27 protein-coding genes are annotated in these 26449 nt (G+C 63.3%); 6 read left to right on the top strand and 21 right to left on the bottom strand.

Annotated elements, in window-relative coordinates:
* Positions 1-10: 10 nt before the first annotated feature.
* Together VN004_RS02130 and VN004_RS02125 are read right to left on the bottom strand one after the other, a co-directional pair.
* A complete protein-coding gene (locus VN004_RS02130) occupies positions 11-691 on the bottom strand; it encodes a hypothetical protein (protein WP_325606562.1) in 681 nt (226 codons plus the stop codon).
* Positions 681-1556 carry a hypothetical protein gene (locus tag VN004_RS02125; RefSeq protein WP_325606561.1) on the bottom strand — a complete coding sequence of 292 codons (876 nt, stop codon included), beginning with the start codon at positions 1554-1556 and terminating at the stop codon, positions 681-683. The genes VN004_RS02130 and VN004_RS02125 overlap by 11 nt, the downstream gene beginning before the upstream one ends.
* Before the next feature lie 244 nt (positions 1557-1800).
* Between VN004_RS02125 and VN004_RS02120 the strand changes: the two genes are divergently transcribed.
* A complete protein-coding gene (locus VN004_RS02120) occupies positions 1801-2007 on the top strand; it encodes a hypothetical protein (RefSeq protein ID WP_325606560.1) in 207 nt (68 codons plus the stop codon).
* Between the two features lie 124 nt (positions 2008-2131).
* Here the strand turns inward: VN004_RS02120 and VN004_RS02115 are convergent, their stop codons facing one another.
* The 3 genes from VN004_RS02115 to VN004_RS02105 all read right to left on the bottom strand — a co-directional run bounded on the left by VN004_RS02115 (position 2132) and on the right by VN004_RS02105 (position 3023).
* Positions 2132-2293, bottom strand: coding sequence for a hypothetical protein (locus VN004_RS02115; protein ID WP_325606558.1), 162 nt, complete (start codon positions 2291-2293; stop codon positions 2132-2134).
* Between the two features lie 97 nt (positions 2294-2390).
* The gene (locus VN004_RS02110; protein WP_325606557.1) at positions 2391-2567 is read right to left on the bottom strand and encodes a hypothetical protein; all 177 of its coding nucleotides are present in this window, start codon (positions 2565-2567) and stop codon (positions 2391-2393) included.
* 111 nt (positions 2568-2678) lie between these two features.
* Positions 2679-3023, bottom strand: coding sequence for a hypothetical protein (locus tag VN004_RS02105; protein WP_325606555.1), 345 nt, complete (start codon positions 3021-3023; stop codon positions 2679-2681).
* A 344-nt stretch (positions 3024-3367) separates the two neighbouring features.
* Here VN004_RS02105 and VN004_RS02100 point away from each other — a divergent pair, with 344 nt between their 5' ends.
* On the top strand, positions 3368-4111 hold the full coding sequence (locus tag VN004_RS02100) for a L,D-transpeptidase (RefSeq protein ID WP_325606554.1): 744 nt from the start codon (positions 3368-3370) through the stop codon (positions 4109-4111).
* Positions 4112-4170: 59 nt separating this feature from the next.
* Positions 4171-5103 carry a YidB family protein gene (locus tag VN004_RS02095; protein ID WP_325606553.1) on the top strand — a complete coding sequence of 311 codons (933 nt, stop codon included), beginning with the start codon at positions 4171-4173 and terminating at the stop codon, positions 5101-5103.
* A 206-nt stretch (positions 5104-5309) separates the two neighbouring features.
* Here VN004_RS02095 and VN004_RS02090 read toward each other — a convergent pair whose 3' ends face one another.
* The 3 genes from VN004_RS02090 to VN004_RS02080 are packed head-to-tail and all read right to left on the bottom strand — an operon-like array spanning position 5310 to position 6567.
* A complete protein-coding gene (locus VN004_RS02090) occupies positions 5310-5600 on the bottom strand; it encodes a hypothetical protein (protein WP_325606551.1) in 291 nt (96 codons plus the stop codon).
* A gap of 48 nt (positions 5601-5648) precedes the next feature.
* Complete coding sequence (locus tag VN004_RS02085; protein ID WP_325606549.1) at positions 5649-6254, bottom strand: hemerythrin domain-containing protein; 606 nt, start codon at positions 6252-6254, stop codon at positions 5649-5651.
* 4 nt (positions 6255-6258) lie between these two features.
* Entirely contained in the window at positions 6259-6567 is a 309-nt protein-coding gene (locus VN004_RS02080) for a polyhydroxyalkanoic acid system family protein (RefSeq protein ID WP_325606547.1), read from the bottom strand.
* A gap of 201 nt (positions 6568-6768) precedes the next feature.
* On the opposite strand from VN004_RS02080, the gene VN004_RS02075 reads away from it, so the two are divergent.
* Complete coding sequence (locus VN004_RS02075; RefSeq protein WP_325606544.1) at positions 6769-7665, top strand: 50S ribosomal protein L11 methyltransferase; 897 nt, start codon at positions 6769-6771, stop codon at positions 7663-7665.
* A gap of 56 nt (positions 7666-7721) precedes the next feature.
* Here the strand turns inward: VN004_RS02075 and VN004_RS02070 are convergent, their stop codons facing one another.
* Complete coding sequence (locus VN004_RS02070; RefSeq protein WP_325606543.1) at positions 7722-7943, bottom strand: hypothetical protein; 222 nt, start codon at positions 7941-7943, stop codon at positions 7722-7724.
* Positions 7944-8244: 301 nt separating this feature from the next.
* Between VN004_RS02070 and VN004_RS02065 the strand changes: the two genes are divergently transcribed.
* Together VN004_RS02065 and VN004_RS02060 are read left to right on the top strand one after the other, a co-directional pair.
* Entirely contained in the window at positions 8245-10080 is a 1836-nt protein-coding gene (locus tag VN004_RS02065) for an aminopeptidase P family protein (RefSeq protein WP_325606541.1), read from the top strand.
* A 9-nt stretch (positions 10081-10089) separates the two neighbouring features.
* A complete protein-coding gene (locus VN004_RS02060) occupies positions 10090-11319 on the top strand; it encodes a multidrug effflux MFS transporter (RefSeq protein WP_325606539.1) in 1230 nt (409 codons plus the stop codon).
* On the opposite strand, the gene VN004_RS02055 is transcribed toward VN004_RS02060, so the two are convergent.
* The 12 genes from VN004_RS02055 to VN004_RS02000 all read right to left on the bottom strand — a co-directional run.
* Complete coding sequence (locus VN004_RS02055; RefSeq protein WP_325606537.1) at positions 11320-11532, bottom strand: hypothetical protein; 213 nt, start codon at positions 11530-11532, stop codon at positions 11320-11322.
* A 160-nt stretch (positions 11533-11692) separates the two neighbouring features.
* Complete coding sequence (ligA, locus tag VN004_RS02050) at positions 11693-13822, bottom strand: NAD-dependent DNA ligase LigA (RefSeq protein WP_325606535.1); 2130 nt, start codon at positions 13820-13822, stop codon at positions 11693-11695.
* 58 nt (positions 13823-13880) lie between these two features.
* Positions 13881-15551 carry a DNA repair protein RecN gene (recN, locus tag VN004_RS02045; protein WP_325606534.1) on the bottom strand — a complete coding sequence of 557 codons (1671 nt, stop codon included), beginning with the start codon at positions 15549-15551 and terminating at the stop codon, positions 13881-13883.
* Between the two features lie 147 nt (positions 15552-15698).
* On the bottom strand, positions 15699-16601 hold the full coding sequence (locus VN004_RS02040; RefSeq protein WP_325606532.1) for an outer membrane protein assembly factor BamD: 903 nt from the start codon (positions 16599-16601) through the stop codon (positions 15699-15701).
* Between the two features lie 186 nt (positions 16602-16787).
* Positions 16788-17732, bottom strand: coding sequence for a UDP-3-O-acyl-N-acetylglucosamine deacetylase (lpxC, locus tag VN004_RS02035; RefSeq protein WP_325606530.1), 945 nt, complete (start codon positions 17730-17732; stop codon positions 16788-16790).
* A 431-nt stretch (positions 17733-18163) separates the two neighbouring features.
* Positions 18164-19894: a cell division protein FtsZ gene (ftsZ, locus tag VN004_RS02030; RefSeq protein ID WP_325606529.1), complete on the bottom strand. Its 1731-nt coding sequence runs from the start codon at positions 19892-19894 to the stop codon at positions 18164-18166.
* An 88-nt stretch (positions 19895-19982) separates the two neighbouring features.
* Positions 19983-21302 (bottom strand): cell division protein FtsA, encoded by a 1320-nt coding sequence (ftsA, locus tag VN004_RS02025; RefSeq protein WP_325606527.1) that lies wholly within the window; start codon positions 21300-21302, stop codon positions 19983-19985.
* Positions 21299-22189: a cell division protein FtsQ/DivIB gene (locus VN004_RS02020; RefSeq protein WP_325606526.1), complete on the bottom strand. Its 891-nt coding sequence runs from the start codon at positions 22187-22189 to the stop codon at positions 21299-21301. The genes ftsA and VN004_RS02020 overlap by 4 nt, the downstream gene beginning before the upstream one ends.
* A 327-nt stretch (positions 22190-22516) precedes the next feature.
* Positions 22517-23437: a D-alanine--D-alanine ligase gene (locus VN004_RS02015; protein ID WP_325606524.1), complete on the bottom strand. Its 921-nt coding sequence runs from the start codon at positions 23435-23437 to the stop codon at positions 22517-22519.
* 65 nt (positions 23438-23502) lie between these two features.
* Positions 23503-24696: an FAD-dependent monooxygenase gene (locus VN004_RS02010; RefSeq protein WP_325606522.1), complete on the bottom strand. Its 1194-nt coding sequence runs from the start codon at positions 24694-24696 to the stop codon at positions 23503-23505.
* A complete protein-coding gene (murB, locus tag VN004_RS02005; protein WP_325606521.1) occupies positions 24693-25610 on the bottom strand; it encodes a UDP-N-acetylmuramate dehydrogenase in 918 nt (305 codons plus the stop codon). The genes VN004_RS02010 and murB overlap by 4 nt, the downstream gene beginning before the upstream one ends.
* Positions 25611-25626: 16 nt before the next feature.
* Positions 25627-26449, bottom strand: an 823-nt coding sequence (locus VN004_RS02000; protein WP_325606519.1) for a UDP-N-acetylmuramate--L-alanine ligase, incomplete at its 5' end; no start/stop codon positions are given.

Here is a 26449-nt window from a genome sequence, read left to right as displayed (position 1 = left end):
AATTCAGATCCTAGGCTGGACGCAACTGACTGATTAGCCAGCGGAAGACATCATTCCTGACGAACGCGACAAAGAAAACAAGCACTCCCGAACTGGCCACAATGGCGAACGCCCATAAGACCGATTGAAGGTCGAGTTCGTTGCCGTCCCAGAACCTGGCCTTTACCAGAAGCACAACATACGTAACCACCACGCCCAGAATGGCGGGCGCCGCCACGAAGCGCTTATCACCAAGGATCGCGCCTACCAGATCTTCAAAGTCCTGATACCAGTTCAAATCAATGAGAAACGTCTGGCAGACCAGTACGATGAGCATCACCAGGATGGTCGACGCGTAAGTCGAGATCAGAAGATGATCCCGGTTTGTGGGGCCCAAAACCGACGACACTTGATTCATCACAACTGAAATGGCGGCCGCAAGTCCGCCCGCAAGCAACGTGAGCATCGCCCCGTTGGTCGTAGAATCGGCCTCCCCACGAATCGCGAACGTCAATGCAACGATCACGATCAGAGCCAGCGCACGAGCACTGACACCTTCCTCTGGCGACATGCCCCTGAGCGAAAGAGCGTCCGGCGGCATGGTCCAATAACGAAATATCACCTGCAAACGGTTCAGCGCCCATCCGACCTCATTGGCCCAGTTATTGTTGCCTGCGCCCGGAATGACGGGTTTCGGTTCTTCATTTGACATCGAACGACCAGCGAGCTGTCGTATCGAAGGTCGGAACACGACTTGCCCTCTCCAAATCGCGGAGACCCAAGTCTATCCCGGCTGTCGCGGGGCCTGTTCTCACAGAAAATTCGAAGCACCCTTGCGAACTGGCGGCTTGCTGGTAGTTCGTGAGGATGACTCGCAATCTTTCATAGCGCTTTATCGCATCCAGCTGCTGGGCGTTCGCTTCGTTCACGTAGAGTCCCAGCCGTGCGGCAAATGCGAAAGGCCTCGATGGGTAATTCATGTGATCATGAAACAGAAACTGGGTACGCCGGACAGGATCGAGGGTTGAGACGCAAGATTGTCCGTTGAAATAGCGGACGTGAAACTTGCGAAGCAAGGTCATGTCATCCGCGTTCGTGAATCCATAACGATGGAAGCGATCGTAGCTTGTGTATCCGATTTTCGGGGCGGCGTGGCCCGATACGCCCTCCGGAGGCCACGCTTCCACGGAAGCACTGCGATTGCGCCCTACGCACGCAAATCGTACGGCATCTCTTCGCAACTCGACCGGCACCGGTTTCTCCGATCCCGATGAAGTCTCTAGTCGTTTAACCTGAACGACAACCAGACTGTTGGAAGCAACTGGATTCTGTGGCTTGTATAAAAACTGATAGCGTCGCCCCCGCGACAAATGAACCAAGGCATCGTTTTGTCTGAGCGCATGTTTGCCGATATCGACCCGCTCCACACGAGCCAGGCAATTGCCATTGCACAGGAGCGCGTAGAGCGCGCCTGCCTGCATTCGATTTGAATGATTTTCACAAGCTGTGTTGGCATTTGCCCCCGAAGCCAACGTGAATAAAGCGGTCAGTCCCAGCACTACCCTTTGAAAGACCATGGCCGACTCCTCATCGGATGACTATGGTTGTATGATTGGCACTATACAATTAAAGATTGCAATCTGTAAAGCCGGATCCACAGCGGCTGGTCACATCCTTCCGGATTGCTCCGCGGAAATAAGCGAGCTGCAGCGGGTTTTCGCCGCTCCCTGCCGTTGCGCGTCCGTCCCGGCACGCCTCCTTTGCTCCGGAACCACCTCACCTGCGCCGCGTTAAGCTGCGAGGCACATCCGGGAGGTTGCCATGCAGGGCATGACACTGCTTCTGGCGTTTGTGGCGATGGCGTTGGTGTCGGCCGCCGCAGCAGCCGCAGTCGGTATCGTCCTCGACAACTTTCCGAACATCCACGACTTGCTGAGCGTGCTTGGGTTTTTCGGCACGCTGTGTGTTCTGTTGCCGGTCAGCTGGCTACTGGCGGTGCGGCTCACCAAGCCGGGCCAAGCGGCCTAAGCGGCAACGCGCAACGGCCGGTTCGATATGCGGGCGGCGATGAGCGGTCCGAAAGACCAAGCGGCTCATATAGGCTAGGTCGCAGGTGAATCGCGGGCGCTGCCGCGCGGCGTGCTGTTTGCGCTTACGCCTGATCCTTCCAGGCGCCGTATCGCTTCATCCAGAAGCCCCAGACCAGCGCAACAATCACCCCGATGGCGAGCATGATTGCGGTGCGCGCGACGCCATAATCGCCGTTCCACCACAGCATGAAAGCGGTCCAGAAGATCGCGAAAATCGCGATCATGAAAGTCTGGCGCGCGTTGAATGGCATTTCCCCGCCCCTCGTGATCATGCGCAAGGATCACATGGCCTGCGCGGTCTGTCCATGCAGGCGCGCCGCGTCAGGCCGCCCAATATCCAAAGCGCTTCATCGTCCATGCAAACGTCCCGGCAACAACGATGCCGATCGCCGACAGAATGAGGATGTTTGAGGCGCTCGTATCGGCGCTCCACCAGACCATGAACGCGGACCAGGCAGCCGCAAACACAACGGTGATGATCAATTGTCGTAAAGTCATGGCTATCACTCCCTGCTCTTGCTTTTGTCTGATCGATCAGCAGCCAAGTTCATGACCCGAGCAACAAAAAAACCCCGGCTTTCGCCGGGGTTCTTTGTAGAGCCGAAGAAATCAGTCGTCGGCTCCGATCGCATTCGGTCCGCCGAAACCTCCCGTTCCGTACGAGCCGTAATTCGGTGCTTCGAACGGACCGTAAGTGACACCCGGCTGCGCCGCATAGGCACTATAGCCCGGATCGCCGATGACGACTCCATAGGAAGGAGCATAGCCGTAACCATAATAGCCGCTGCCGTAGGAGAAGCTGCGCGGCTGGTTCGGTGCGCCCGTTTCTTCCGCGCCCGAGCGCATGGACCCTGGGTTCACGTTTCCAGGCGGCGGCACCTGAGCGGCAGCCGGCGCGATCGACAGCGCGAGCAGCAGCGCAGCGGGTGCGACGAAAGAGATCATACGTCTCATCACGGTATCCTCTCGTTTCTGGTTGAAGGTGCCGTCGGGTCGGAGCCGGGCACCTCCGAGCCAATGCTGCATTGCATCAACGGTTCCGGGCGAGAGGTGACGAAGTCGTGATCATTTCCGCGCGGAGACGGGAACGGCGACGGCGCCTGACACCGCGCCCGGAAATCCTGCGCATTGCTGCGTGGGCATTTGCGCGTGGATGGGTCAGCGCGAAACGGTATTTGTGTGAAAATGCAACGTTTCACGTCAGAGCTGGTTAGTCTTGCTCCTTAATCACGCCAGCAATCGTGACTTAACTCAGCCGTCCAGTTCCTTAAGATCGGCATCTCGTCCGAGGTAATTCCATGCGTACCCGCATCTTGTTCGTCGTTGCATTCAGCGTCGGCAGCGTCGCGCCCGCGCTGGCGGATATCAACATCACGGTCGACAAGACCGCGCAAACGCTCACCGTCGAGCGCGACGGGAAGGTCCTGCACACCTGGCCCGTTTCCACCGGGCGGCCCGGACGGTTCACGCCGGCCGGCAGCTACCAGGCCTTCCGCATGGAGAAGGATCATTATTCGCGCGAATTCGACGACGCGCCAATGCCGCATTCGATCTTCTTTACCAAGCGCGGTCATGCGATCCATGGTTCGTTCGAAACCCGCAAACTCGGGCGTCCGGCGTCCGGCGGCTGCGTGCGGCTGGCGCCGGAAAACGCGAAGGTGCTGTTCGATCTCGTCAAGCAAGAAGGCGTTCTGAAAACCAAGGTCACCATCGCCGGAGATGAGCGCATTGCGATTGCCCGCGCCAACAAGCAACTCACGCAAGGGGGCGGCGCACGTGCCGAACGCGGGACCGGACTGCCTCCGACCTATACGCCGCCGGCTGAGGACGAGCCGCGCGCACGCCAGCGCTACGCGGCACCCCGCGCTGCCTATGGCGCGCCGTATGGCCAACAGCAGTACGGCTACCAGCAGCCCCAGGCGCAGTATTATTACGACGGCTATCGCTGGCAGCCCTATCAGGGTCAAACCTATTACCGCCCGCAGCCGCAGCCCTATTACGGCAATCCGTCCTACTATCAGCCGCGCTATTATTACGACTGACGCGCGCTGCGTCTGTTGAACATGATCGTTAGGCTTTCGCCGCAGTCAGGAGAGACGCGATGAATATCCTGGATATTTTGCTGGGCGGCGGTGGAGCCGCGCGTGGCGGCTCGCGCGGCGGCAGCGGCAACATGACGAAGATCGGCATGGCGTTGCTCGCCTATATGCTGTGGCGCTGGTATCAGAATCGCGCAGGCGGCACGGCGCAACAGCAGCCGGTGCCGGTGCCCGCACCGGGACAACGCCGTTCGCGAGAGGATGCGCCGGAACAATTGCCGCAGGGCGATCCGCTGCAGATACCGCAACCTCGCACTGGCTCGCCCGACGACAGCGACTTCGGACCGCTGATCGAATCGACGCGCCGCATGCCGCCGCCGTCGCAGGGCGGCGGCCGCGGTCGGTCCATGGATGACATGGATGATGGCGGAATGGCCCCGGGCGGGGGCGGACTGGGCGACATCCTCGGTGAAATCCTGCGTGGCGGACGTGGCGGTTTTCCTGGCGGCGAGCCGCGCGGCGGTCCCGGCGGTGGCTTCCCGCGCGGTGGCCAAGGCGGCGGAGGCCTCGAAGATATTCTCGGAGACATTCTTCGCGGCGGGCGCGGCGGTGGCTTTCCGGGTTCACGATTCGCCGGTTCGCAGGGCGATCCGCTCAGCGCGCTGCTGCAAGGGGCAGGTGCCGGCGGATTGGGCGCGTTGCTGGCAGGCGGCGCGGGCGGCGGAGTGCTCGGCGATCTGCTCAGGCAATTCGATCAGTCCGGCGCCGGTGACACCGCGCGCTCCTGGGTGGCTCAGGGTGAGAACGCACCGGTGACGCCGAGCGAGATCGAACGGGCTTTCGGCCCCGACGTGATCAATCAGCTCGCCGATCAGGTGGGCCTCGACCGCAAAGAATTACTGCAAGGTCTGAGCGAAGCCCTGCCGGATGTCATCAACCAGCTCACGCCTGACGGCCGTCTGCCGTCAGAAGAGGATTTGTCGCGCTGGACGTGAATGAAAGAGGCCCGGCACGAGGCCGGGCCAAGTTGCGCATGCGGAGCGACCCGACGTGACCCGGTCCTCCGCCACGGGAAACCGCCGTGACCGGCGATCACCTCAAAGCTAGTCGTGCGCCTCAGCAGCGAATTTGATCAGGATCAATCCCGGAACCTGAGTCCCAACCGGACGGTGCATGGCTCATCTGCGTCACGCGCGGGCGGCTATCGGGGCGATGCGGGCCATTTGCGCTCGATCCATGACAGCAGTCGTGCAAGCGGCGGCTGCAGGCGCGGAAGATCCACGGCAAGAAGTACAAGGCCCAGCGGCAACATCCAGAAGCCGAGAATAGGCAGAAAACCAAAAATTCCGCCCACGACCAGAAGGCTTGCGGTCGGCACGCGCCAAAATCGCGCCCCCGGTTCGCGCAGCGCTCGAAATCGGCGCGCGATCCAAAACGGGATGCGCTCCTCGAAGCGGTTCAGAAGCGCAAAAAATTCGGTCTGCGGTGTCATCGATATCCCGGTCCGACGGACACCATGTGGGCACCAGCAACAGCCGGATCAATGCCCGACGCCGAGCGCGTCCTCGCCCCGGTCCAGGATCAACGGGACGATCAGATCCTCCTCGTCATCCAGATGACGATTGAGCCCGCCTATGAGGACGATGCCTTGCTCGATCGAAACATCTGCCACCTTGCGCAGGTCATCCGACGACATGCGCAAGGCCTGCAGGAAATTGTTTGCAGCCCCGATCGACGCTTCGATGGAGGCATGCAGGGCGTCGTGGTCCTGTTCAAGCATGTCGAATCCGCGAACCAGCCGCGCGTCCGCCTTACGGAAGATCGGAAAGTAATGGTCGTCCTCGATGTGATGATGGACATGCAACTGCTGCAGCAGAAATTGCAGTCGCGGCGCGAAGAACGCAGCGTATTGCTGCGCGTCGATGGCGCCGTCGCGAAAACGGTCGCCGGCCTCTACGAGCATCGTGCCCAGTTCGCGAAACATCGCGTGCCGCGACAGCCAGAAGCTCGCCATCTGTCCAAGATTGGCGTGCCCCGTCCAGACATCGCGCGGATAGCGCGCGAGCAACAATGTGAGATCCGAAGGCAAGCCGGAGCGGCGCGCAAGCGCGAGGTCGGCCAAGGCCGACGTATCCTGATCGGTCATGTCGCTATTTCTTTTCCAGCAGCAACTTGCCGCGCGCGCGAATGGCCGCCTGCGCGACTTCCGCGAATTTCTGCAACAGCCAGGGCAAGGTCACCTCGAGCCGCACGTGATCGTCCGCGACGTCGACCGTGCCAGCAGCTGATTGTCCGAGCGCACGCACCCGGAAGGTCAGCCGATCGCCCGACCAGATTTCCTCATCGACCGTCAGCACGGGCACGGCCTTCGCAGCGCCGGTCAGACCGGGTTTCAGCCGGCGCAACGCCTCCTCCTTGCCGAGAGAATGAGGGATGGACACGACGATCGGTTTGGACATGGCCTGTTCCGGTGACGCGCATGCGCGATTGACGGGATGTAGGTGGTTTGCGCCGGTCATCCAGTGCTTTCGAACCGGGCGGGCCTTGCCCCGCAGGATGTGGGGTGCAACACCCTTTGCCGAAAGCCCGACGGCAGAGGATCGCCCACCCCTCCTGGCCTGTGGGTTCCTGCCTGTGAAGTCTGGGGATTCGTCGATCGCATGACCGCGACTGCCGCTCATTCCGAAACATTGATCGCGCGAATTTCCACCGATCGTGCTGCAGCACACCGGATTGCGGATGCTCTGGCGGACTCCCTCGATCCCGAAACCAGCGCGATCTCGCTGTTCGAAAGCGGCGCGTCGTGGGTGGTGGAAGTCGCCTACCATGATGCCGCGGCGCGTTCGCTGATCACGAGCGTCGTGACGGACACCGCCGGTGCGGCGGGCGATATCACCTTTTCGACCATCGGCACGCGGGATTGGGTCGCGGCCAGCCTTGAGGGATTGAAGCCGGTCCGCGCCGGCCGCATCGTCGTGCATGGTGCGCATGACCGCGCGCAAATCCGAAGCAACGAGATCGGGATCGAGATTGAGGCTGCCCTGGCCTTCGGAACAGGCCACCATGGAACGACACGAGGTTGTCTGCTTGCTCTCGAGACGCTGCGCAAAGCGGCGGGATCAACGCGACGGTGGCACGTGCTCGACGTCGGCACGGGCACCGGCGTTCTCGCCTTTGCGGCTGCAAAGCTGATGCGGGTTCACGTCCTGGGCAGCGACATTGATCCGCTGGCAGTTGCGGTTGCGCGCGAGAATGCGCGGCTGAATGGGGTCGGATCCCTGGTCGAGATGGTGACCGCGGCCGGCGTCGACGCCACGGTCATATGCAGGCGGCGCTACGATCTGATCTTCGCCAATATTCTGGAGGCGCCGCTGCGCAGGATGTCGGCACCGCTCACCCGCCTGCTCGCGCGCCGCGGCCGATTGATCCTGTCGGGGCTCTTGGCGGCTCAAGCTCCGGGCGTGATTGCCGCCTACCGCCGCCAGGGGCTGGTGCTGCAGTCGAAAGTGACGCTGGATGGATGGGTGACGCTGGTGATGCGCCGGGGCCGCGCGTAAATAGGCGCATCAGGCGCCGATCTGCACGTGCCCCGGAGCCGAAATCGTCTCGCCGCTCAGCGGTTGAACGGCAGATCCTTTTCGGTGCGCGGCGAAAGCCGCTCGCCAACAGCCTCAAGCCGGCCGGGAAGCAGATGCCGGTGCATCGCAATCTCGCGCTCGGCCTGGCGCATCCGGCTTTCCACGAAGGCGGCCCAAAGCCGATGGAGCAAACCCGGCTTCTCGACACGGCTCCGAGCCGGCAGGGAGGTGGAGGTTCCAACGGTGATGGCAGTCATGGTGTCTCTCCTTTGAAGTCAATGGACACCGAAATGGGCTTCCAGACTTTCTGCACTGCAACATAATGCCGTCCCCGAATTTTTGCAGCGCACATAATTCATGACCGGTCTGCCAATTGCGCATAATCCCTTCATATTCCAGCAACTTATGCTCAGTTTCACCGGGTCTGATGAGCGACATGACTGTGGCGATTTATCGCACTGCACAAACACGGTGGCCCGGCCGCCTCCTCATGTCAGGCGCGCGCACGGCGACAAACTCGGGTATCGCTCTCTCGGACGTGCGCGATAAGGTTCCGTGATGGCCACAACCAGATTTCAGACATTCGACGAGGCTGCCGACCCGGCCGCCGCTCCGCCGCGAATTGCTGCGCTCCGCACTGAATTGAAGCGCCGCGGACTAGACGGATTCCTGCTGCCCCGCGCCGACCGTCACCAAAACGAATACGTGCCGCCCGCCGAGGAGCGCCTGGCCTTCCTGACGGGCTTCACCGGCTCGGCGGGCTTCCTGATCGTCCTGCCGGACCGGGCCGTCCTGTTTACTGACGGGCGCTACACGCTGCAGGCACGCGAGCAGACCGACCCGGCGGTCTTCACCTTGGTCAACAGCGCCGAGACTGCGCCTACCGCCTGGATCGAGCAAAATCTGGCGAGCGGCCTGACGCTTGGCTACGACCCATGGCTGCATACAGCGGATAGCGCGGAGAAGCTGGAAAAGGCCTGCGCAAAGGTCGGTGCCCGGCTCGTGCCGGTCAGCGCCAACCCGGTGGATGCGATCTGGGACGAACGTCCGGCGCCGCCGCTTGGGCCGATCGTGCTGCACGATCAGCGTTTCGCCGGCGAGACGTCGGAGGACAAGCTGCAGCGCATCGCAACCGAAATCGCCAAGCAGCGTGCGGACTCGCTTGTGATATCGGATCCACATAACGTCGCCTGGGCTTTCAACATCCGCGGTTCGGATGTGGCACATACGCCGCTGCCCCTTGCCTTCGCTGTCGTGCCGAAGGAAGGCCGTCCGACCCTCTATGCAGACGGACGCAAGCTGTCGAATGCGGTTCGCGCGCAGCTCTCCGCTCTTGCCGAAATTCGCGAACCGGACGCGCTGCTCGCGGATCTGGAGGCGCTCGGAAAAGCGAAAGCGACCATATTGCTCGATCAGGCGACCGCGGCTCACGCCTTGACGAAGCTTGTCGAAGCCGCGGGCGGCAAGGTCGTGCGCGCGACCGACCCGATCACCGCGCTGAAGGCGGTGAAGAATGCAACCGAGATTGCCGGCGCCCGCGCGGCGCAGGCGCGCGACGGCGCCGCAATGGCGCGCTTTCTCGCCTGGTTCGATCGCGAAGCACCGCGTGGACATCTCACCGAAATCGCTGTGGTGGAGGCGCTGGAAGACTTCCGCCGCGCCAGCGGGCTCCTCAAGGACATCTCGTTTCCGAGCATATCCGGCGCCGGCCCCAATGGCGCGATCGTGCATTACCGCGTGACCGAGCGCACCAACCGGCGGATCGCACCCGGCGACCTCTTCCTCATCGATTCCGGCGGTCAATACGAGGACGGCACCACCGACATTACCCGCACCATCGCCGTCGGCACCCCGACCGAGGAGATGCGGACACGCTTCACCCAGGTGCTGCGCGGCCATATCGCCATCGCCCGCGCGGTGTTTCCCGACGGGATCTCAGGCGCGCAGCTCGATACGCTCGCCCGGCAATTTCTCTGGCAGGCCGGCGTCGATTTCGATCACGGCACCGGTCATGGCGTCGGCAGCTATCTGTCGGTGCATGAAGGGCCGGCGCGCATTTCGAAGCTCGGTGCGGTGCCGCTCAAGCGCGGCATGATCCTGTCCAACGAACCCGGCTATTACAAGGAAGGCGCGTTCGGCATCCGGATCGAAAATCTGGTCCTCGTGGTGGAAGCGCCCCCGATCCCAGGCGCCGAAAAGCAGATGAACGCATTCGAGACCATTACGCTGGCGCCGATCGACGCCCGGCTGATCGACGTCAGCCAGATGACGGCGGAGGAGACAGCGTGGGTCGATGGCTACCATGCACGGGTTGCAGAGACGATCGGCCCGCTTGTTGATAATGACACGGCGAACTGGCTCGCGGCTGCGACCAGCCCGCTTCCGAAACCCTGAGTTCCCCCCTTGGACGCGCAAACGCCCAAAGCCGAAGTTCCGGCGGATCAGCGCCCGGCTCGGCCCGGTCTGATCGTGCTGCTGATGGTGATGAGCGCCATCGGCCCGGTCTCGCTCAACATTCTGGTCCCGGCAACGCCCGGCCTCGCCGTGCTGTTCGACACCAAGGTCGAGACGGTGCAACTGACGCTGTCTCTCTACCTGTTCGGTCTCGCGGTGTCGCAGCTCGTCCTTGGGCCGCTGTCGGACCGGTTCGGGCGCAAGCCGGTGCTTCTCGCTGGACTGTTCATCACCGCAGCCGCCAGCACCGCCGCGATGTTTTCGACATCGATCGGCATGCTGATCCTCTTCCGCAGTCTGCAGGCGCTCGGCGCTTCCTCCGGACTCGTCATCGGGCGGGCGATCATCCGCGATCTCTACACGCGCGACCGCGCCGCTGCGATGATCGGTCTTGTCACCACGGTGATGGTGCTGGCGCCGATGGCCGCACCATTGATCGGCGGCATCCTCGATACGCATTTCGGGTGGGAATATACGTTCGCTCTGACGGGCGCGATGGCCGCACTGGTGTTGGCCTGGGTGTTCCTCGCACTGCCGGAAACGCGGCCCGACCACATCACCGGCGGCGGCGTCCGTTACATCGTCAGTGAAAGCCGCGAACTGCTCTCCGACCGCCGCTTCCTTGGCTATATGCTGGTCGCCGCGATCGGCACCGCGACTTTTTTCGCGTTTCTGGGCGGTGGTCCGCATGTCGTCGTCAGCATCATGGCGCGAACCTCCGCCGAATTCGGGGTGTGGTTCATCGCGACCTCGGTCGGCTTCATGCTGGGCAATTTCATCACGTCACGCAGTTCGCAGCGCTACGGCGTCGACCGGCTGATCGCGATCGGCCTCGTACTGCTCGTGATCGGCTCCGTCGCCACCGTCGCTACAGTCGCGGCGTTTCCGGATGGCGGACCATGGACCGTGTTCGTGCCACAGCTTGCCATTTCGCTCGGCAACGGCATCTTCCTGCCCAATTGCGTGGCTGGCGCCGTGAGCGTGCGCCCGAAGGCCGCCGGTACCGCATCGGGCATCACCGGGTTCGTCCAGATGGCGACCGGCGCCGTCGCGGCGCAGGCGATGAGCCACATCGTCGCGACCGCAAGCACGGCCATGCCGCTTGCGGTCGCGATGGTCGTTCTGTCCGGCGCGGCCGCGCTGGCGTTTTACGTCTTTCTCAGCCGCGCAAGACGCTAGTCACTCGACCTGTCCGCGCTGCGCCATGCAGGCGCGATACAGCTCATATTCAAGCGCGCTGAATGTGGTCTGCGGATAGCGCTGAGCCATCACTGCGCATTCATGGATTGCATTGGAGCGCGCGGCATCCTGCGCATTCGCTGACATCGCCGACGCGAGAATTGCGGCGCTGACCAACACCATCCGGATCGGATATTTCAACATAGCGGTCATCCTTGTGAACCTTGGGGAAGGTCACATGGGGATGGCGGCGCAGATCGCGTCTGGCGCTTCGTCGAAACAGCCATGCGGTTTTTGCTTATCTCCCGGACTGGCGAACGCCGCTTCGCAACAGCCACGGGTGCCCCCTGTCCCGGCCGTGCCTTAAAATCGGTCAGCCGCCGACCATGGCCAGCCACTCGTCTTCGCTCAACACCGTGACGCCATGCTTCTGCGCCTCGGCGAGTTTCGAACCGGCACCAGGACCCGCAACGACATAGTCGGTCTTCTTCGAGACCGAGCCCGCCACCTTGGCGCCGAGCCGCTCCGCCTGCGCCTTTGCTTCGTTGCGCGTCATCTTTTCGAGCGAGCCGGTGAATACCACCGTCTTGCCTGCAACGGGCGAGTCCGACTTGACCTTCTCCATCGGCTCGACCTCGATCTGCTCAAGCAGACGATCGAGCGCCTCGCGGTTCTTCTTCTCCTTGAAGAACTCGACGATGGCGTCGGCCACGACCTCGCCGATGCCGCCGATATTGGTCAGCTCCCGATAGGCCTCACTATCGGGCCCCGCCCCGGCCGCGGTCATCCCTTCGAGGAAGGCGTCGACATCGCCGTAATGGCGCGCGATCAGCCGCGCGTTGGTCTCGCCGATATGCCGGATGCCGAGCGCATAGATCAGCTTGTTGAGCGGGATCTTGCGCCGCTCCTCGATCGCGGCGAACAGATTGCGCACCGACGTCTCGCCGAGACCTTCGCGATCGGCAAGCTTTTTGGTGGCTCTCTTGTCGCGTTCGGCCAACGTGAAGATATCCGCCGGCTCCATCACCAGACCGTCATTGTAGAAGGCCTGGACCTGCTTTTCGCCCAACCCCTCGATGTCGAATGCATCGCGTGACACGAAATGCCGCAGCCGCTCGACCTGCTGGGCCGGACAGATCAGTCCGCCGGTGCAGCGGCGCACCGCCTCGCCTTCTTCGCGGACCGCGTGGCTGCCGCAGACCGGGCAGGTCTTCGGAAACTCGTAGGGCCTGGCGCTCTTCGGGCGCTTCTCCAGCACCACATCCACGACCTGCGGGATCACGTCGCCCGCGCGCTGGATGATCACGGTATCACCGATCCGGATATCGGTGCCGCCGCGGATCGGATTTCCGTCGTTGCCGATGCCCTTGATGTAATCCTCGTTGTGCAGCGTCGCGTTCTGGACAACCACACCGCCCACGGTGACCGGCTCGAGCTTTGCGACGGGAGTCAACGCGCCGGTGCGGCCGACCTGGATGTCGATATCGTTGACAACCGTTGTTGCCTTCTCCGCAGGGAATTTGTGCGCAATCGCCCACCGCGGTGAGCGCGACACAAAGCCGAGACGCTGCTGCCAGTCGAGCCGGTTGAGCTTGTAGACCACGCCGTCGATGTCGTAGCCGAGCGCTGCGCGCCTTTGCTCGATGTCGCGATAAAACGCGAGCATCGCATCCACCGAATGGCACAGCTTGAACAGCGGATTGATCGAAAAGCCGCGCGCCTCGATCCATTCGACCATGCCGGCCTGCGTATCCGCAGGCATCGCGCTCATCTCGCCCCACGCATACGCGAAGAATTTCAGCTTGCGCGAGGCGGTGATTGCCGGGTCCTTCTGGCGCAACGACCCCGCGGCCGAATTGCGCGGATTGGCGTAAACCGGCTCGTCGGCTTCCGCCTGCCGCTTGTTGAGCGCGATGAAGTCGTCATGTGTCATGTAGACTTCGCCGCGAATTTCGACGACGTCCGGGACGTTTCGCCCTTTCAGCGCGTGCGGAATATCATGCAGCGTTTTGACATTCGCGGTCACATCCTCGCCCTCGGCGCCGTCGCCTCGGGTGGCGCCGGTGACGAGCTTCCCCGCCTCGTAGCGGAGCGACAGTGACAGCCCGTCGATCTTCGGTTCGGCAGTGAAGACCGGCGGTTCATTGAGCTTCAGGAACCGCACCACGCGGTCAACGAAATCGGCGACATCCTGATCGCTGAAGGCATTGTCGAGCGACAGCATCGGCACCGCATGCCGCACCTTCTTGAAGCGCCCGGTCGGCGCGGCGCCGACACGCTGCGAGGGCGAGTCCTTCCGGATCAGCTCCGGGAACCGTGCTTCAATATCGTTGTTGCGCTGGCGCAGCGCATCGTATTCCGCATCCGAGATTGTCGGCGCGTCCTGCTGATAATAGCGCTTGTCGTGCTCGGCGATCAGCTTGGCGAGCCGTGCGAGTTCGGCAGCGGCCTGTTCCTCGGTCAGTTGATCCGTCGGCGTGAAGGGATATGCGCGCTTGGCCATGGTCCGGTGATCATTGTTCTGCCGGGTCAGTCCGGCGCTTCGCGCCGCCCGGAATGATTTATCCCGCTGCCTTGATCAGCCGTTCCGCAGCGGCGCGGGCTTCATCGGTGATTTCCGCGCCGGCCAGCATGCGCGCAATTTCCTCGCGCCGGCGTTCCGCGGCAACTTCGCTGACTCTTGTCGCGACCCGCTTGCCCTTGTCGAGCGATCCCTTGGCGATCACGTAGTGGCGATTGGCGCGCGCAGCGACCTGCGGCGCGTGGGTGACTGCGATCGTCTGCACGCGCGCGGCGAGCTTTGCGAGCCGCATACCGATGGCGTCAGCCACCGCACCGCCGACGCCGGTGTCGATCTCGTCAAAGACGAGTGTCGGCGCCGACCCCTTGTCAGCCAGCACGACCTTCAAGGCGAGCAGGAACCGCGCAAGCTCGCCGCCGGAGGCCACCTTCATCAACGGGCCCGGTCGTGTTCCCGGATTGGTTTGCACCCAGAATTCGACGCGATCGAAACCGTGGGGACCGGGGGCATTGCTGTCGCTCACCAACGAGGTTGAGAACACGGCGCGATCGAGCTTCAGCGGCTTGATCTCGGTGTTCACCGCCTTGTCGAGTTTCGCGGCCGCCTTTTTGCGGGCCTCCGACAGAGCAGCGGCCGCGGTACGGAATTGCGCGTCGGCCTCGGTCGCTTCTTTTTCCAGGACGCCAAGCTTGTCGGCCCCCGCATCGATCAACGCAAGAGCGTTGGCGTAGCGGTCCGCGAGCGCTGCGAGATCATCGACCGGCGTGTTGAACTTGCGCGCGGCGGCGCGCAGCGAAAACAGCCGCTCCTCGATCCGTTCCAGTTCGGCCGGGTCATAATTCGCGGTCCGCAACGCGGCTTCCAGATGTGCGCGCGCTTCCTCGATTGCAGCGAGAGCCGCGTCGAGCGCTTTGACGGCCGGGTCCGTCAGTTCCGGCGCCTGCGCGCTCCGCCGCTCCAGCCGTCGGATCGCCGAGGCAAAGCCCGGCACCGGCGAGGAATTGCCGGCCACCGCCTCGTAGGCATCGCGCAGGTCGCTTGCGATCTTCTCGGCCTGCATCATCGCCGCGCGGCGTTCAGCAAGAGTCTTTTCCTCTCCGGCCTCCGGCCGCAGCTTGCCCAGCTCGGCGACGGAATGGCGCAGATAATCGGCCTCGCGCTGCGCACGCTCGACTTCGATCCGGTGCGCTTCGACAGCGTCGGCCGCGGTGCGACGCGCCTCCCATCGCCGCGCGACATCGGCGGCAGCAGCCTCGAGCCCGGCATAGGCGTCAAGGAGCGCACGGTGCGTGGCCGCATCCACCAGGGCACGGTCGTCGTGTTGCCCGTGAATTTCGACGAGCGCAGCGCCAAGATTTCGCAACACCTGTACCGAGACCGGCTGATCGTTGACGAAGGCGCGTGTCTTGCCGTCGAGGCTTTGCACACGGCGCAGGATCAGGTCCTCGTCGGCTTCGACGCCATGCGCTTCAAGGAGCGCGCGCGCCGGATGCTTCGCTGGAACGTCAAAGACTGCGGTGACCTGGCCCTGCTCGGCACCCTGCCGCACAAGACCTGCGTCACCGCGCGCCCCAAGCGCAAGCGCGAAGGCATCGAGCAGGATCGACTTGCCGGCACCGGTCTCGCCGGTGAGGACTGCGAGCCCCTCGGCGAACTCGAGATCAAGCTTATCGATCAGGACAATGTCGCGGATGGACAGACGGACCAACATGAGAAGACTTCAAGGCTCGTGGGGTCTGCGTCGGCGCATTCGCCGCGCGCGAAGAGGTCGCAAAGCAATCTAGCACGAGCGGGCGCCGCCGGCCGCGACGATAATCGATTCGGCGCGCGCGGAAACGACCGCGCCGCGACCGGCGGGTCATCGCACGACCGGCGTTCCGATCCGAACCTCGCCCGCGGGCTTTGGCTGGAACAGCTTGCTGATCCAGGAGGCCTTGTTCTCCGAGGGCTGCAGACCGCCGCTTTGAACGAGCCGATAGGCGTTCTGGTACCAGGGGCTGTCAGGGAAGTTGTGGCCAAGCACGGCGGCCGCCGTCTGCGCTTCCTGGACGATGCCGAGCGCCATATAGGCTTCGGTCAACCGCATCAGCGCTTCCTCGACATGCCGGGTGGTCTGATATTGCGTCACCACCAGCTTGAAGCGGTTGATGGCGCCGGAGAAATCCTTCTTGTTCAGATAGTAGCGGCCAATCATCATTTCCTTGCCGGCGAGCTGGTCGCGCGCGACGTCGAGCTTCTTCTTCGCGCTCGCCGCGTATTCGGTGTCCGGATAGCGACGGATGACCTGCTCCAGCTCACGCATCGCCTGTTCGGTGCGCGCCTGGTCGCGTGTCACATCGGGGATCACCTCGTAATAGGACGAGCCGATCAGAAATTGCGCATAGGCCGCATCCGGACTGCCGGGATGCATCGCCACATAGCGTTTCGCGGCGGTGATCGAGTCGTCGTATTCCTTGGCTTCGTAATAGGCATAGGCCTGCATCAACAGAGCCTTGCGCGCCCAGTCCGAATAGGGATGCTGGCGGTCGACCTCTTCGAACTTCTTCGCCGCTTCCTTGTAGTCCTTCTTTTGCTGAAGGAGATACAAGCCTTCATTGTAGAGCTTGTCGGCGGGCTCGTCGGGGATCGTGAGTTCCTTTTCCGTCGCGCAGGCGGCGAGCGCGAATCCGACGAAAAGCAGCGTCAGCAATCGCGCTACAGCCCCCGCTGTCAGCCCTGCGGCCGGCAGCAGCCTCGCGACAATGCCTTTACTCGCTGTCATACCCGCTCGCACGATCCTTGCCGGGGGGATCAGGATCTCAACGACCCCATCCGCGCCCTTCCTAGCCGGAAAAGCGGTTATCCCCCAAGTCGACCCTGCAGGATTTCTTACGATATTGGGCCGGGATTAAGGCGAGGGTTAAACGGCCTCCGCCCGCCTTCGCCCGAACGCGGAACGGATGTCCCGTCAGGAGACATCCGGACCATAAACCGGAGCCACCAGTCCCGGTGCCTCGGCGTGACCGCGGACGCGGCGCGCTTCGCCGGCTTCCACGATGGTATAGGCCGACGGATCGGACATCAGGGCAACCAGCACGGCATGGTTGAGCCGATGACCGCCACGGACCGAACGATAGGCACCGATGAGCGGAGCGCCCGCGAGCGCCAGATCGCCGACGGCATCCAGCGCCTTGTGCCGGACGAATTCGTCCGGGTAGCGCAGGCCTTCGTTGTTGAGGATGCGGTTGTCGCTGAGGACAAGCGTGTTTTCGAACGATGCGCCCAGTGCCTTGCCAGCGCTCCACAGCGCGGACACGTCCTTCATGAAGCCGAAGGTGCGGGCCCGCGACAATTCACGACGGAACGTGTCGGCCGTCAGATCCAGCACGATCGACTGACGCCCGATCAGCGCGGAGTCGAAATTGATCTCGATATCCAGATGGAAACCGCTGTCAGCGGGGCGCAACTCGCCAAACGAATCGCCCTTCGCCACGCTCACCGGCTTCAGGACCTTGATGTAGCGGCGCGCTTCCGACAGGGTCCGGATGCCAACCTGGTCGATGGCGGCGACGAACGGAGCCGCGCTGCCATCCATGATCGGCACTTCCGGGCCATCGATTTCCACAAACGCGTTGTCGACGCCAAGACCGCGCAGCGCGGCGAGGATGTGTTCGGCAGTCGAGCAGAGAACGCCCGATTCATCGCCGAGGACCGTTGCAAGTTCGGTCGCGGTTACGGAACGGAAATCAGCGCGCACCTCGCGCTCGCCGCCGTCCGGATCGATCCGGCTAAAGACGATGCCGGAATCTGCGTCGGCCGGATTGATTGTGAGATTGACCGGCAGTCCGGAATGAACCCCAATTCCGGAAACCGAAACTTGATCACGCAGCGTGGTCTGCCTTGCGGCTCTCATACGCTCGTTTCCGTCCGTTTTTCGGCTGAACGCCGCACGATGGTTGTGCAGCGCAATCCCCCGAAGTGACCCCAATCGACAGAGTTTTGCCCCGAACCGTCCTGGCAGGTAGTCTTTGGAGGACTATCCCCCCTGCCCGAATCTCTCAGAACGAAAACCTTCGTCGCATTCAAAGCTTAGCCCCAGGTCGCCAACCGCCAAAGTCACGCTTTTTTACCTTTTGTTACCTTGATCCGGCCGCAATCGTGTCCGCGCTCCGCCTCATTTTCCGCCAAACCGTTGCAGCTTTACAACAGGTGTGGCATGCCCCTCTCGCAACGCAAAAAACGCTTTGTCGCATCAACAACTTACGATCTTGCTCACGTCCCGTTAACAAAAAAGCCCCGGTTCGCACCGGGGCTTTTTCGGATCACCATCATCCTCGCCGCGGCTTAATTGGCCTGGCGGCGGAGGAAAGCCGGTATTTCAAGTTGATCGTCCTCGGGCGGATTATTCACAGGCGCGGTCCGGCCATGCATGTCGAGTCCTTGCGGAGCATGCGGCGGACGCCGTGCATAGTCCGACACCGGATCGCGTCCCTCTGCCGGCCGTGGTGCAGGGCGCTGCGGCATGCGCGGCGGCACCGGAGGCGCCATCATCCGGGGATCCTGCTGCGCCGGCGGCTCGTCTTGCTCAGTCTTCAACCCAAGACCCGCTGACGCCAGCCGCTTGAGCAGCGACATGCGCTGCTTTTCCGGTTCCGGCGCAACCAGTTCGCCGCGGTGAGCCTGAATCTCACGCTGCGCCTGGGGCGGCAGCTCATCGATTCGCGGCATGCGCGGACGTTGCGGCACGCGCTCCGGATGCGGCGGGATGAAGTTGCCGAAGGTTTCCGGCTGCGGCGCGGGAGCCGGCGCGGCCGGCTCGACGAACAGCGACGGCTTCGGCGGGGTCGGCCGGATCGTGACATCGTCGATCGCCGTGCCCTCCGCCGGATGATAGTCCATGTCGTGACCCATCTCCTGCTCGAGAGCGGCCGCTACGGCCGCGGTCGCCGCGGCATCGATCGAGGCGACATGAGCGGGAGCCTGCGCCGGGGCGGGCTGTGGTGCATGGACCGGCGTTGCGGCAGCCGCCGGCTTCTGGCGTTCCAGCGGCCGCGGGATTTCGTAAGAGGAGCGCTTCGCAGCCTCGACCGGAGGCTTGGCGGCCGCGGCCGGGCGATCCACACCGGTCGCCACCACGGCAACCCGGATGATGCCTTCCAGGCTGTCATCGAAGGTCGCACCGACGATGATGTTGGCGTCCTTGTCTACCTCTTCGCGGATACGCGTCGCCGCCTCGTCGACTTCGTACAGCGTCAGGTCCTTGCCGCCGGTGATCGAGATCAAGAGGCCCTTGGCGCCCTTCATCGTGTTGTCGTCGATCAGCGGATTGGCGATCGCGGCCTCCGCGGCGGTGATCGCGCGCTTCTCGCCGGACGCCTCGCCGGTTCCCATCATCGCCTTGCCCATCTCACGCATCACGGCGCGGACATCGGCGAAGTCGAGATTGATCAGGCCTTCCTTGACCATCAGATCGGTGACGCAGGCGACGCCGGAATAGAGCACCCGGTCCGCCATGGCGAAGGCATCGGCGAAGGTGGTCTTCTCGTTGGCAACCCGGAACAGATTCTGGTTCGGGATGATCAGCAACGTGTCGACGTTCTTCTGCAATTCGGCGATGCCACCCTCGGCATAGCGCATGCGCCGGTCGCCTTCGAACTGGAATGGCTTGGTGACCACGCCGACCGTCAGGATGCCCATGTCGCGCGCAACCTTGGCCACCACCGGTGCCGCTCCGGTTCCGGTGCCGCCGCCCATGCCCGCGGTGACGAACACCATATGCGCGCCATTCAGGTGATCGCGGATCTCGTCGATGACCTCTTCGGCCGCGGCCTTGCCAACCTCAGGCTGCGATCCTGCGCCAAGCCCTTCGGTGACCTGGACACCCATCTGGATTTTTCGCGGCGCCCTCGAGGAGGACAGGGCCTGCGCGTCGGTGTTGGCGACGACGAATTCGACGCCCTGGAGGCCCGCCGCGATCATGTTGTTGACCGCATTGCCGCCGGCCCCGCCGACTCCGAATACGGTAATCCTTGGCTTCAGTTCTCGGATATCCGGAGCTGTGAGATTCACTGTCATGGCTGCCTCTTCCATACGCGGGCGTGGATAACCTCCCCGCAAGGACCGGTCCGCCGCCGGCCGTCCCGGAGAATGTGCAAACGGGTCATCAGAAGCTTTCCCTCAGCCACCTGCCGACCTTCGCGAAATAGCCGCCTGTCATTACCTGCCGCGTTTTCCGCGGTTCGAAATGCTCGAGATGCGCGGCCTGCGGATACACCAGCAGTCCCGCTGCAACGGCAAAGGCAGGTCCTTTGGCAGCTTCCGGCAAACCGGACACGCCCAAGGGCCTCCCAATACGCACCTGACGCCCGAGTATGCGCGACGCGATATCCGGCAAGCCTGCCAGCTGGCTGGCGCCGCCGGTCAGAACCACGGTGCCCTGCGGCTCGGCCGCGAATGGAGACGCCGAAAGCCGATCGCGAATCATCTCCAGAATCTCTTCAACGCGCGGCCGGATGAAAGGCACCAGAGCAGCGCGTGAGATGACCTGCGGCGGCTCCCGCGAATCCGACCCAACAGCAGGCACCGGAATCATATCGCGTTCGTCGCTCATTCCAGACACAACAGTGCCATAGAACGTCTTGATTCGCTCGGCATCTGCGACCCTCGCATTGAGGCCGCGTGCAAGATCCATGGTGACGTGTCCACCACCGACCGCGAAGCCGTCAGCATGGACGAAGCGTCCGCCGGAAAACACCGCGATCGTCGTCGTTCCCGCGCCCATGTCGACGACAGCGGCGCCAAGATCGGCCTCGTCATCGGCCAGCACCGACAGTCCAGCGGTATAAGGAGAGGCAACCATCGCTTCGACGGCGAGTTGTCCGCGCTCGATCGCCAGCATCAGGTTCCGCGGCGCCGCGATGTCGGCGGTCACGACATGCATGTCGAGGCCGAAACGCCGCGCCAGCATCCCGCGCGGATCCCTGATCCCGTGCACGCCATCGATTGCGTAGCCGAGCGGTAGCGAATGCAGCACCACGCGGCCCTCGCGGGCTGAATGCTGGCTGCCGGCCTGCAGCAATCGCGCGATATCGCCATCGCGAATCGAAGGACCCGGCACGTCGACGGAGGCGGTGAAGCGCTCGCTGCCCAGCCGGCCGGCGGAGACCGAGACTGCAACCGATTCCAGGTGCACCCCGGCCGACCGTTCGGCGATTTCAACGGCCTGACGGATCGCATGGTCGGCAGCTTCGAGGTCGGCAACACTGCCGGCCTTCATGCCGCGCGCCTCGGTGTGTCCGAAGCCGAGAATTTCGATGTCATGGCTGCGCCGCCGCAGCACGTCATTGTGCTGGCGTGCCGGTTCGAGCCGGGCGATCACGCAGACGATCTTGCTGGTGCCGATATCGAGTGCGGCGACGAGCGCAGCGCGCTTCGGAGACACCGGCTTCATCTTGGGCGCAACGCCGAACTGGAGGGGCGTCATGCATCGCCTCCCTTGCGCTTCGTCTTCTTGTCTTTGAGAGCCTCAGCACGGGCCGCCGCGGCTTCATCAGACAGGCGCACGGTCACCCGATCGGGTATGCGCATGTCGATGGCGAGCAGATCGCGGCTCAGAATCTTCCTGTCCCGATCCAGCTGGAGCAGCGCCTCGATCGCGTGCGCCGGCTCGACTTCCGGGAGCCGGATGTCCATGCCGTTCTTCAACCGCAGATTCCATCGGCGATCTGCTACGCGCACGTAGGCATGCACCTGGTCGCGCAGCGCCGGATAGTTGTTCATGACGGAGAGGAACTCGGCGGCTTTGACATTCGCGCCCGTGCCGACGACCAGCGGCAGATGCGCGACATGGGGCGCCACGAAGGGCTGCACCATGACACCATCGCGCGAGACGACCTGCACGCGACCGTCCTTCTGCCACAGCGCAAAAGCACGCCGCTCGGTGATGGAGATATGCAGCCGGTCCGGAAACAGCTTCAGAATGGTGGCGTCGGCGATCCACGGGCTGGCCTTCAGCCGCGCGCGCGCCTCCTCGGCGTCGAGGAACAGGAGGGAGGCGCGGCCTGATACGCCAGCGATGTTCAGAATTTCCTCGCGGGTGAGCTGGGTTTCACCGGTCAGCGCAATCGAGGTGATGCCAAAGCCGACGCTGTTGGCGGCTGCGTCGCGAATTTCGGCAAGCTGCGTGCCGACGACCTCGGCATGCCCGCCCTTGGCGATGCCGTAGGCGACGCTCGCCAGCATGAAGGCGAAAACCGCAACGGTGCCCGCACCGCGCGGAAGTGCGCGTTCGATCCGGGCGATGGCCCGCGGCGTGCGATTCGCGCGCGGCCGTGTCGGCGCGGATCCGGGTCGGCATGCTTGATCAGGCATGGTCACCCCCTCAAGCCCGCTGTCCGCGCGCGCTGACGACCGCAAGCGGAGCCGCCGCCAAGCCGCGATGCCGCCGTCCCGAACACACCCGAAGACCTCCGTCTCTCGCCGCTGTCGCGGCGTTAATTTCGCCCGCGTCGCACAGCAGCGCCCCACGAAGGCAGCCTAGAGCGCGACGCGCCTGTCGGCGTCAGTCTTCGGCGCGTTTGGTAAACTTTTGGTAAAAGTTTAACGGATGGCGTTAGGGATTTATTTGCCGAGACAGCATCCCGCTCAGCTTCCGCCTGCCGGTCGCGAACTCGCTGCGGCGAGCCTTCGGACCGGCCCTTACCGGTTGAGCGACGCGTCCTCGATCATCCAGGCGACGAGCGCCTCGAAGCTCATACCGGCATGCGCGGCGAGTTCGGGCACGAGCGAGGTCTGCGTCATGCCGGGCTGGGTGTTCACTTCAAGACAGGCCAGGCCCGTGATGCCGGGCAGGCTGTCGTCATAGCGGAAGTCGGCGCGCGAGACGCCTCGGCAGCCGAGCGCCTTGTGCGCCTGCAAGGCCAACCTGCGGCAGGCTTCGGTGACTTCCTCAGACACTGGCGCGGGCAACAGATGCGTCGAGCCCCCCGGCGCATACTTGGCTTCGTAATCGTAGAACTTCGTATTGGCGATGATCTCGATGACGCCGGTCGGCTTGTCCGCCACCACTGCGCAAGTGAGTTCCTTGCCGGCGATGAACGGCTCCACCAGCACATTGTCGCCGTGCTTCCAGTCCGGGCGATTGAGCTCCTGCGGCGGATGCGCGTGATCCTCGCGGACGATGAAGACGCCGACGCTGGAGCCTTCCGCGACCGGCTTGATGACATAAGGCGGCGGCAGAAGGTGCCGCTTCGCCGCTTCAAGCCGATTCGCGACCATACCGCCGGGCACCGGAACGCCGGCCGCCTTCAGCAGGGTCTTGGCGACGTCCTTCTGCATCGCGACCGACGATGCCATCACTCCGGAATGGCTGTAGGGAACGCCGATGACTTCAAGCAGGCCCTGGATGGTACCGTCCTCGCCGGGCGTGCCGTGCAGAAGATTGAGTGCGCAATCCGGCTTGAGCGCAGTCAGCACTTGCGCGATGTCGCGGCCAACATCGACTCGCGTCACCTTGTAGCCGGCGCGTTCCGCTGCATCGGCACAGGCGTTGCCTGATCGCAGCGAGACTTCGCGCTCAGCCGACCAGCCACCCATCAGGACCGCGACGTGTTTGGTCATGCAGCCTCGCTTCTCATGCCCTCCGGCATGTTGCTATCCAAAAGTCCGCCCTCGCAGCGCAGGCATCATGCCCGTTGCGGCAGCTTGAATCCGTCATAGAGCCAGGCAATGCAGTCGAACACCTGCTCCTCGGTTTTCTTCTCCCAGGTATCGCGCATGACTTCGCGTTCGATGCCGCCGAGATGATAATAATTGTCCCACAAATAGCGGGATTCATACTGCACACGCGCCGTCCGCAGATAGCGGGCATTCACGTATTGCCTGAACGACTGATCGACACGGTCGCCCGAGGTGTCGTGCAGTAATTCGGCCAGACACACCGCATCCTCGATCGCCATGCAGGCGCCCTGCGCGAGGCTCTGCAGCGTCGGATGCGCGGCGTCGCCCAGCAGCGTGACGCGGCCGCGGCTCCAGTGACGGATTGGATCGCGATCGTGCGAGACCCAGCCGCGCCGCGACAGGTCCATCATGCCCCAGAGTTTCTTCATCGTGGGATGCGAGTCGCGATAGACGCGGGCGAGGTCGGGATGCGGGCTGTCGGTATCGGTCGGCGCCATGTCGAGCGTCTTGAACACGGTCACGACATTGAACAGGCTGTGCTCGCGCAGCGGATAATGCACGATATGGAAGCCGTCACCCGACCACATCACAACGTTGTCGGTGTCGACGTCGAAATTCACCTCGCTCATCGGCACGATGGTGCGATGCGCGACATAACCGAGGCTGCGCGGCGGCCCCTCGTTGGTCATCTGCTGGCGGATCGTCGAGCGGATGCCATCGGCGCCGATCAACGCAGCGCCCTCGTACTTGCGGCCGTCCGCGATATCGACCCGCACGCGGTCGCCGAGATCCTCAAACGACTTGACCTCGGTCTTCGCGATCATCTGCACATTGGGCAGCGCGCGACAGGCATCGAGCAACACGCCGTGCAGATCGACGCGGTGAATGACCACATAAGGCTTCTTGAAGCGTCGAACAAACGAGTCGCCGGTCGGGATGCGCGTGATCACGCCGCCGTCGATCCAGTCGTACATGACGAGGGACTTCGGCCGCAGCGCCTTGGCCAGCACCGCTTCGCTCACCCCGAGCCGATCGAGCATCCAAAATACATTGGGACCGAGCTGAATGCCGTAGCCGATGACGCCGAATTCCTCTCCCTCCTCCAGCAGGAGAACATCGAAACCCTTTTTGCCGAGCGCCAGCGCGGCCATGGCGCCGCCGAGCCCGCCGCCCACAACGATGATCGGCAACTTGTTCACAGCGTCACTCCGATGCGCTTGATTTCCCAGTCCAGCATCACGCCCGAATTCGCTTTGACGCGCTCCCTCACCGTTTCTCCCAAAGTCTCTATGTCTTTGGCCGTCGCCTGGCCGCGGTTGATCAGGAAGTTGCAATGCAACTCGGACACCTGCGCGTCTCCCACCACGAGCCCGCGGCAACCCGCGGCGTCGATCAATTGCCAAGCCTTCTGTCCCGGCGGATTCTTGAAGGTCGAGCCGCCGGTGCGGCTCTTGATCGGCTGCGTCGCCTCCCGCGACTCGGTGATCTTGTCCATCTCAGCGGCGATGGTTGCCTGATCGCCGGGCTGGCCTTCAAACAAGGCTTGGGTGAAAATCACGTCCTCGGGCGCGCCGCAATGCCGATAGGTGTAGAGCATGTCGGCATTGCTGTAGACGCGGATGGTGCCTGAGCGATCGACGCCGCGCGCTTCCACGAGCGCATCTTTGGTTTCGCGGCCATAGGCGCCGCCATTCATCCGCAGCGCGCCCCCGATACCACCCGGAATACCGCGATAAAAAGCAAAGCCCCAGAGGCCCGCATCCTGTGCCGCACGCGCGACTTTCACATCCGGCACCGCGGTACCGGCCCGGATCCGGTTGCCTTCGATCTTCACCTCGTTGAAGCCGCGGCCAAGCCGGATCACGACACCAGGTACGCCGCCGTCGCGAATGATCAGATTCGAGCCGAGACCAATGACGACCACCGGCATGTCTGCCGCGAGGTTTCTCAGAAAGTAAGCGAGGTCTGCCTCGTCTTCCGGCATGAACAGCACCTGCGCCGGGCCGCCGACGCGAAACCAGGTGAGTTCGGCAAGCGGCTGATTGGCGAGCAGCCGCCCGCGCAATTCCGGCATGGAGGATTTCAGATCGGCTGTAATGTCGGGGAAAGTCATGCGCCAGCTTGTATTCTCAGCCAAGCGCCTGCAACTCGCCCGGCAGGGCATAGGCCCATTGCGTGATGTTGCCTGCGCCAAGGCACACCACCATGTCTCCGGGCTTTGCGATACCGCGGATCATCGAGGCGAGACCTTCGGAATTTTCCAGCGCAGAGACATTGCGATGACCGCGCGCACGCATCCCCATCACCAAGTGATCGCGATCGATCTCCGGGATGGGCGTCTCGCCCGCCGAATAGACTTCGGCGACGATCACGGCATCCGCATCGTTGAAGCAAGTGCAGAACTGCTCGAACAATTCCTTCAGGCGCGTGTAACGATGCGGCTGAACCACAGCGATAACGCGGCCTTCCGCGGATTCGCGTGCCGCGCGCAGCACCGCTTTGATCTCCACCGGATGGTGGCCATAATCGTCGATGATGGTCACGCCGTTCCATTCGCCGGTCCGCGTGAAGCGCCTTTTCACACCGCCAAAGCCGGCTATCGCCTTGCGGATCTGATCGTCGGGCACCAGCAATTCATGCGCCACCGCGATGGCCGCGGTCGCGTTGAGCGCGTTGTGACGTCCCGGCATCGGCAATGTCAGGCCCTCGATCACATGATCGGTCTGCGTGCCGCGCCCGCGGAACACCACCGAGAACCGTGACATGCCGCCCTTGTGTTCGAGATCGACCAGCCGTGCGTCGGCCTGCGGATTCTCGCCATAGGTGATGATGCGACGGTCCTCGATGCGTCCGACCAGAGCCTGCACTTCGGGGTGATCGGTGCACATCACCGCAAAACCGTAGAACGGCACGTTCTCGACAAAGGCCTTGAACGCCTCCTTCACCGCATCG

This window comes from Pseudorhodoplanes sp. (assembly GCF_035565855.1).
Classification (GTDB): Bacteria; Pseudomonadota; Alphaproteobacteria; order Rhizobiales; family Xanthobacteraceae; genus Pseudorhodoplanes.
The sequence above is the reverse complement of the archived record's forward strand: the minus strand, read 5'-3'. Positions and strand labels throughout refer to the sequence as shown.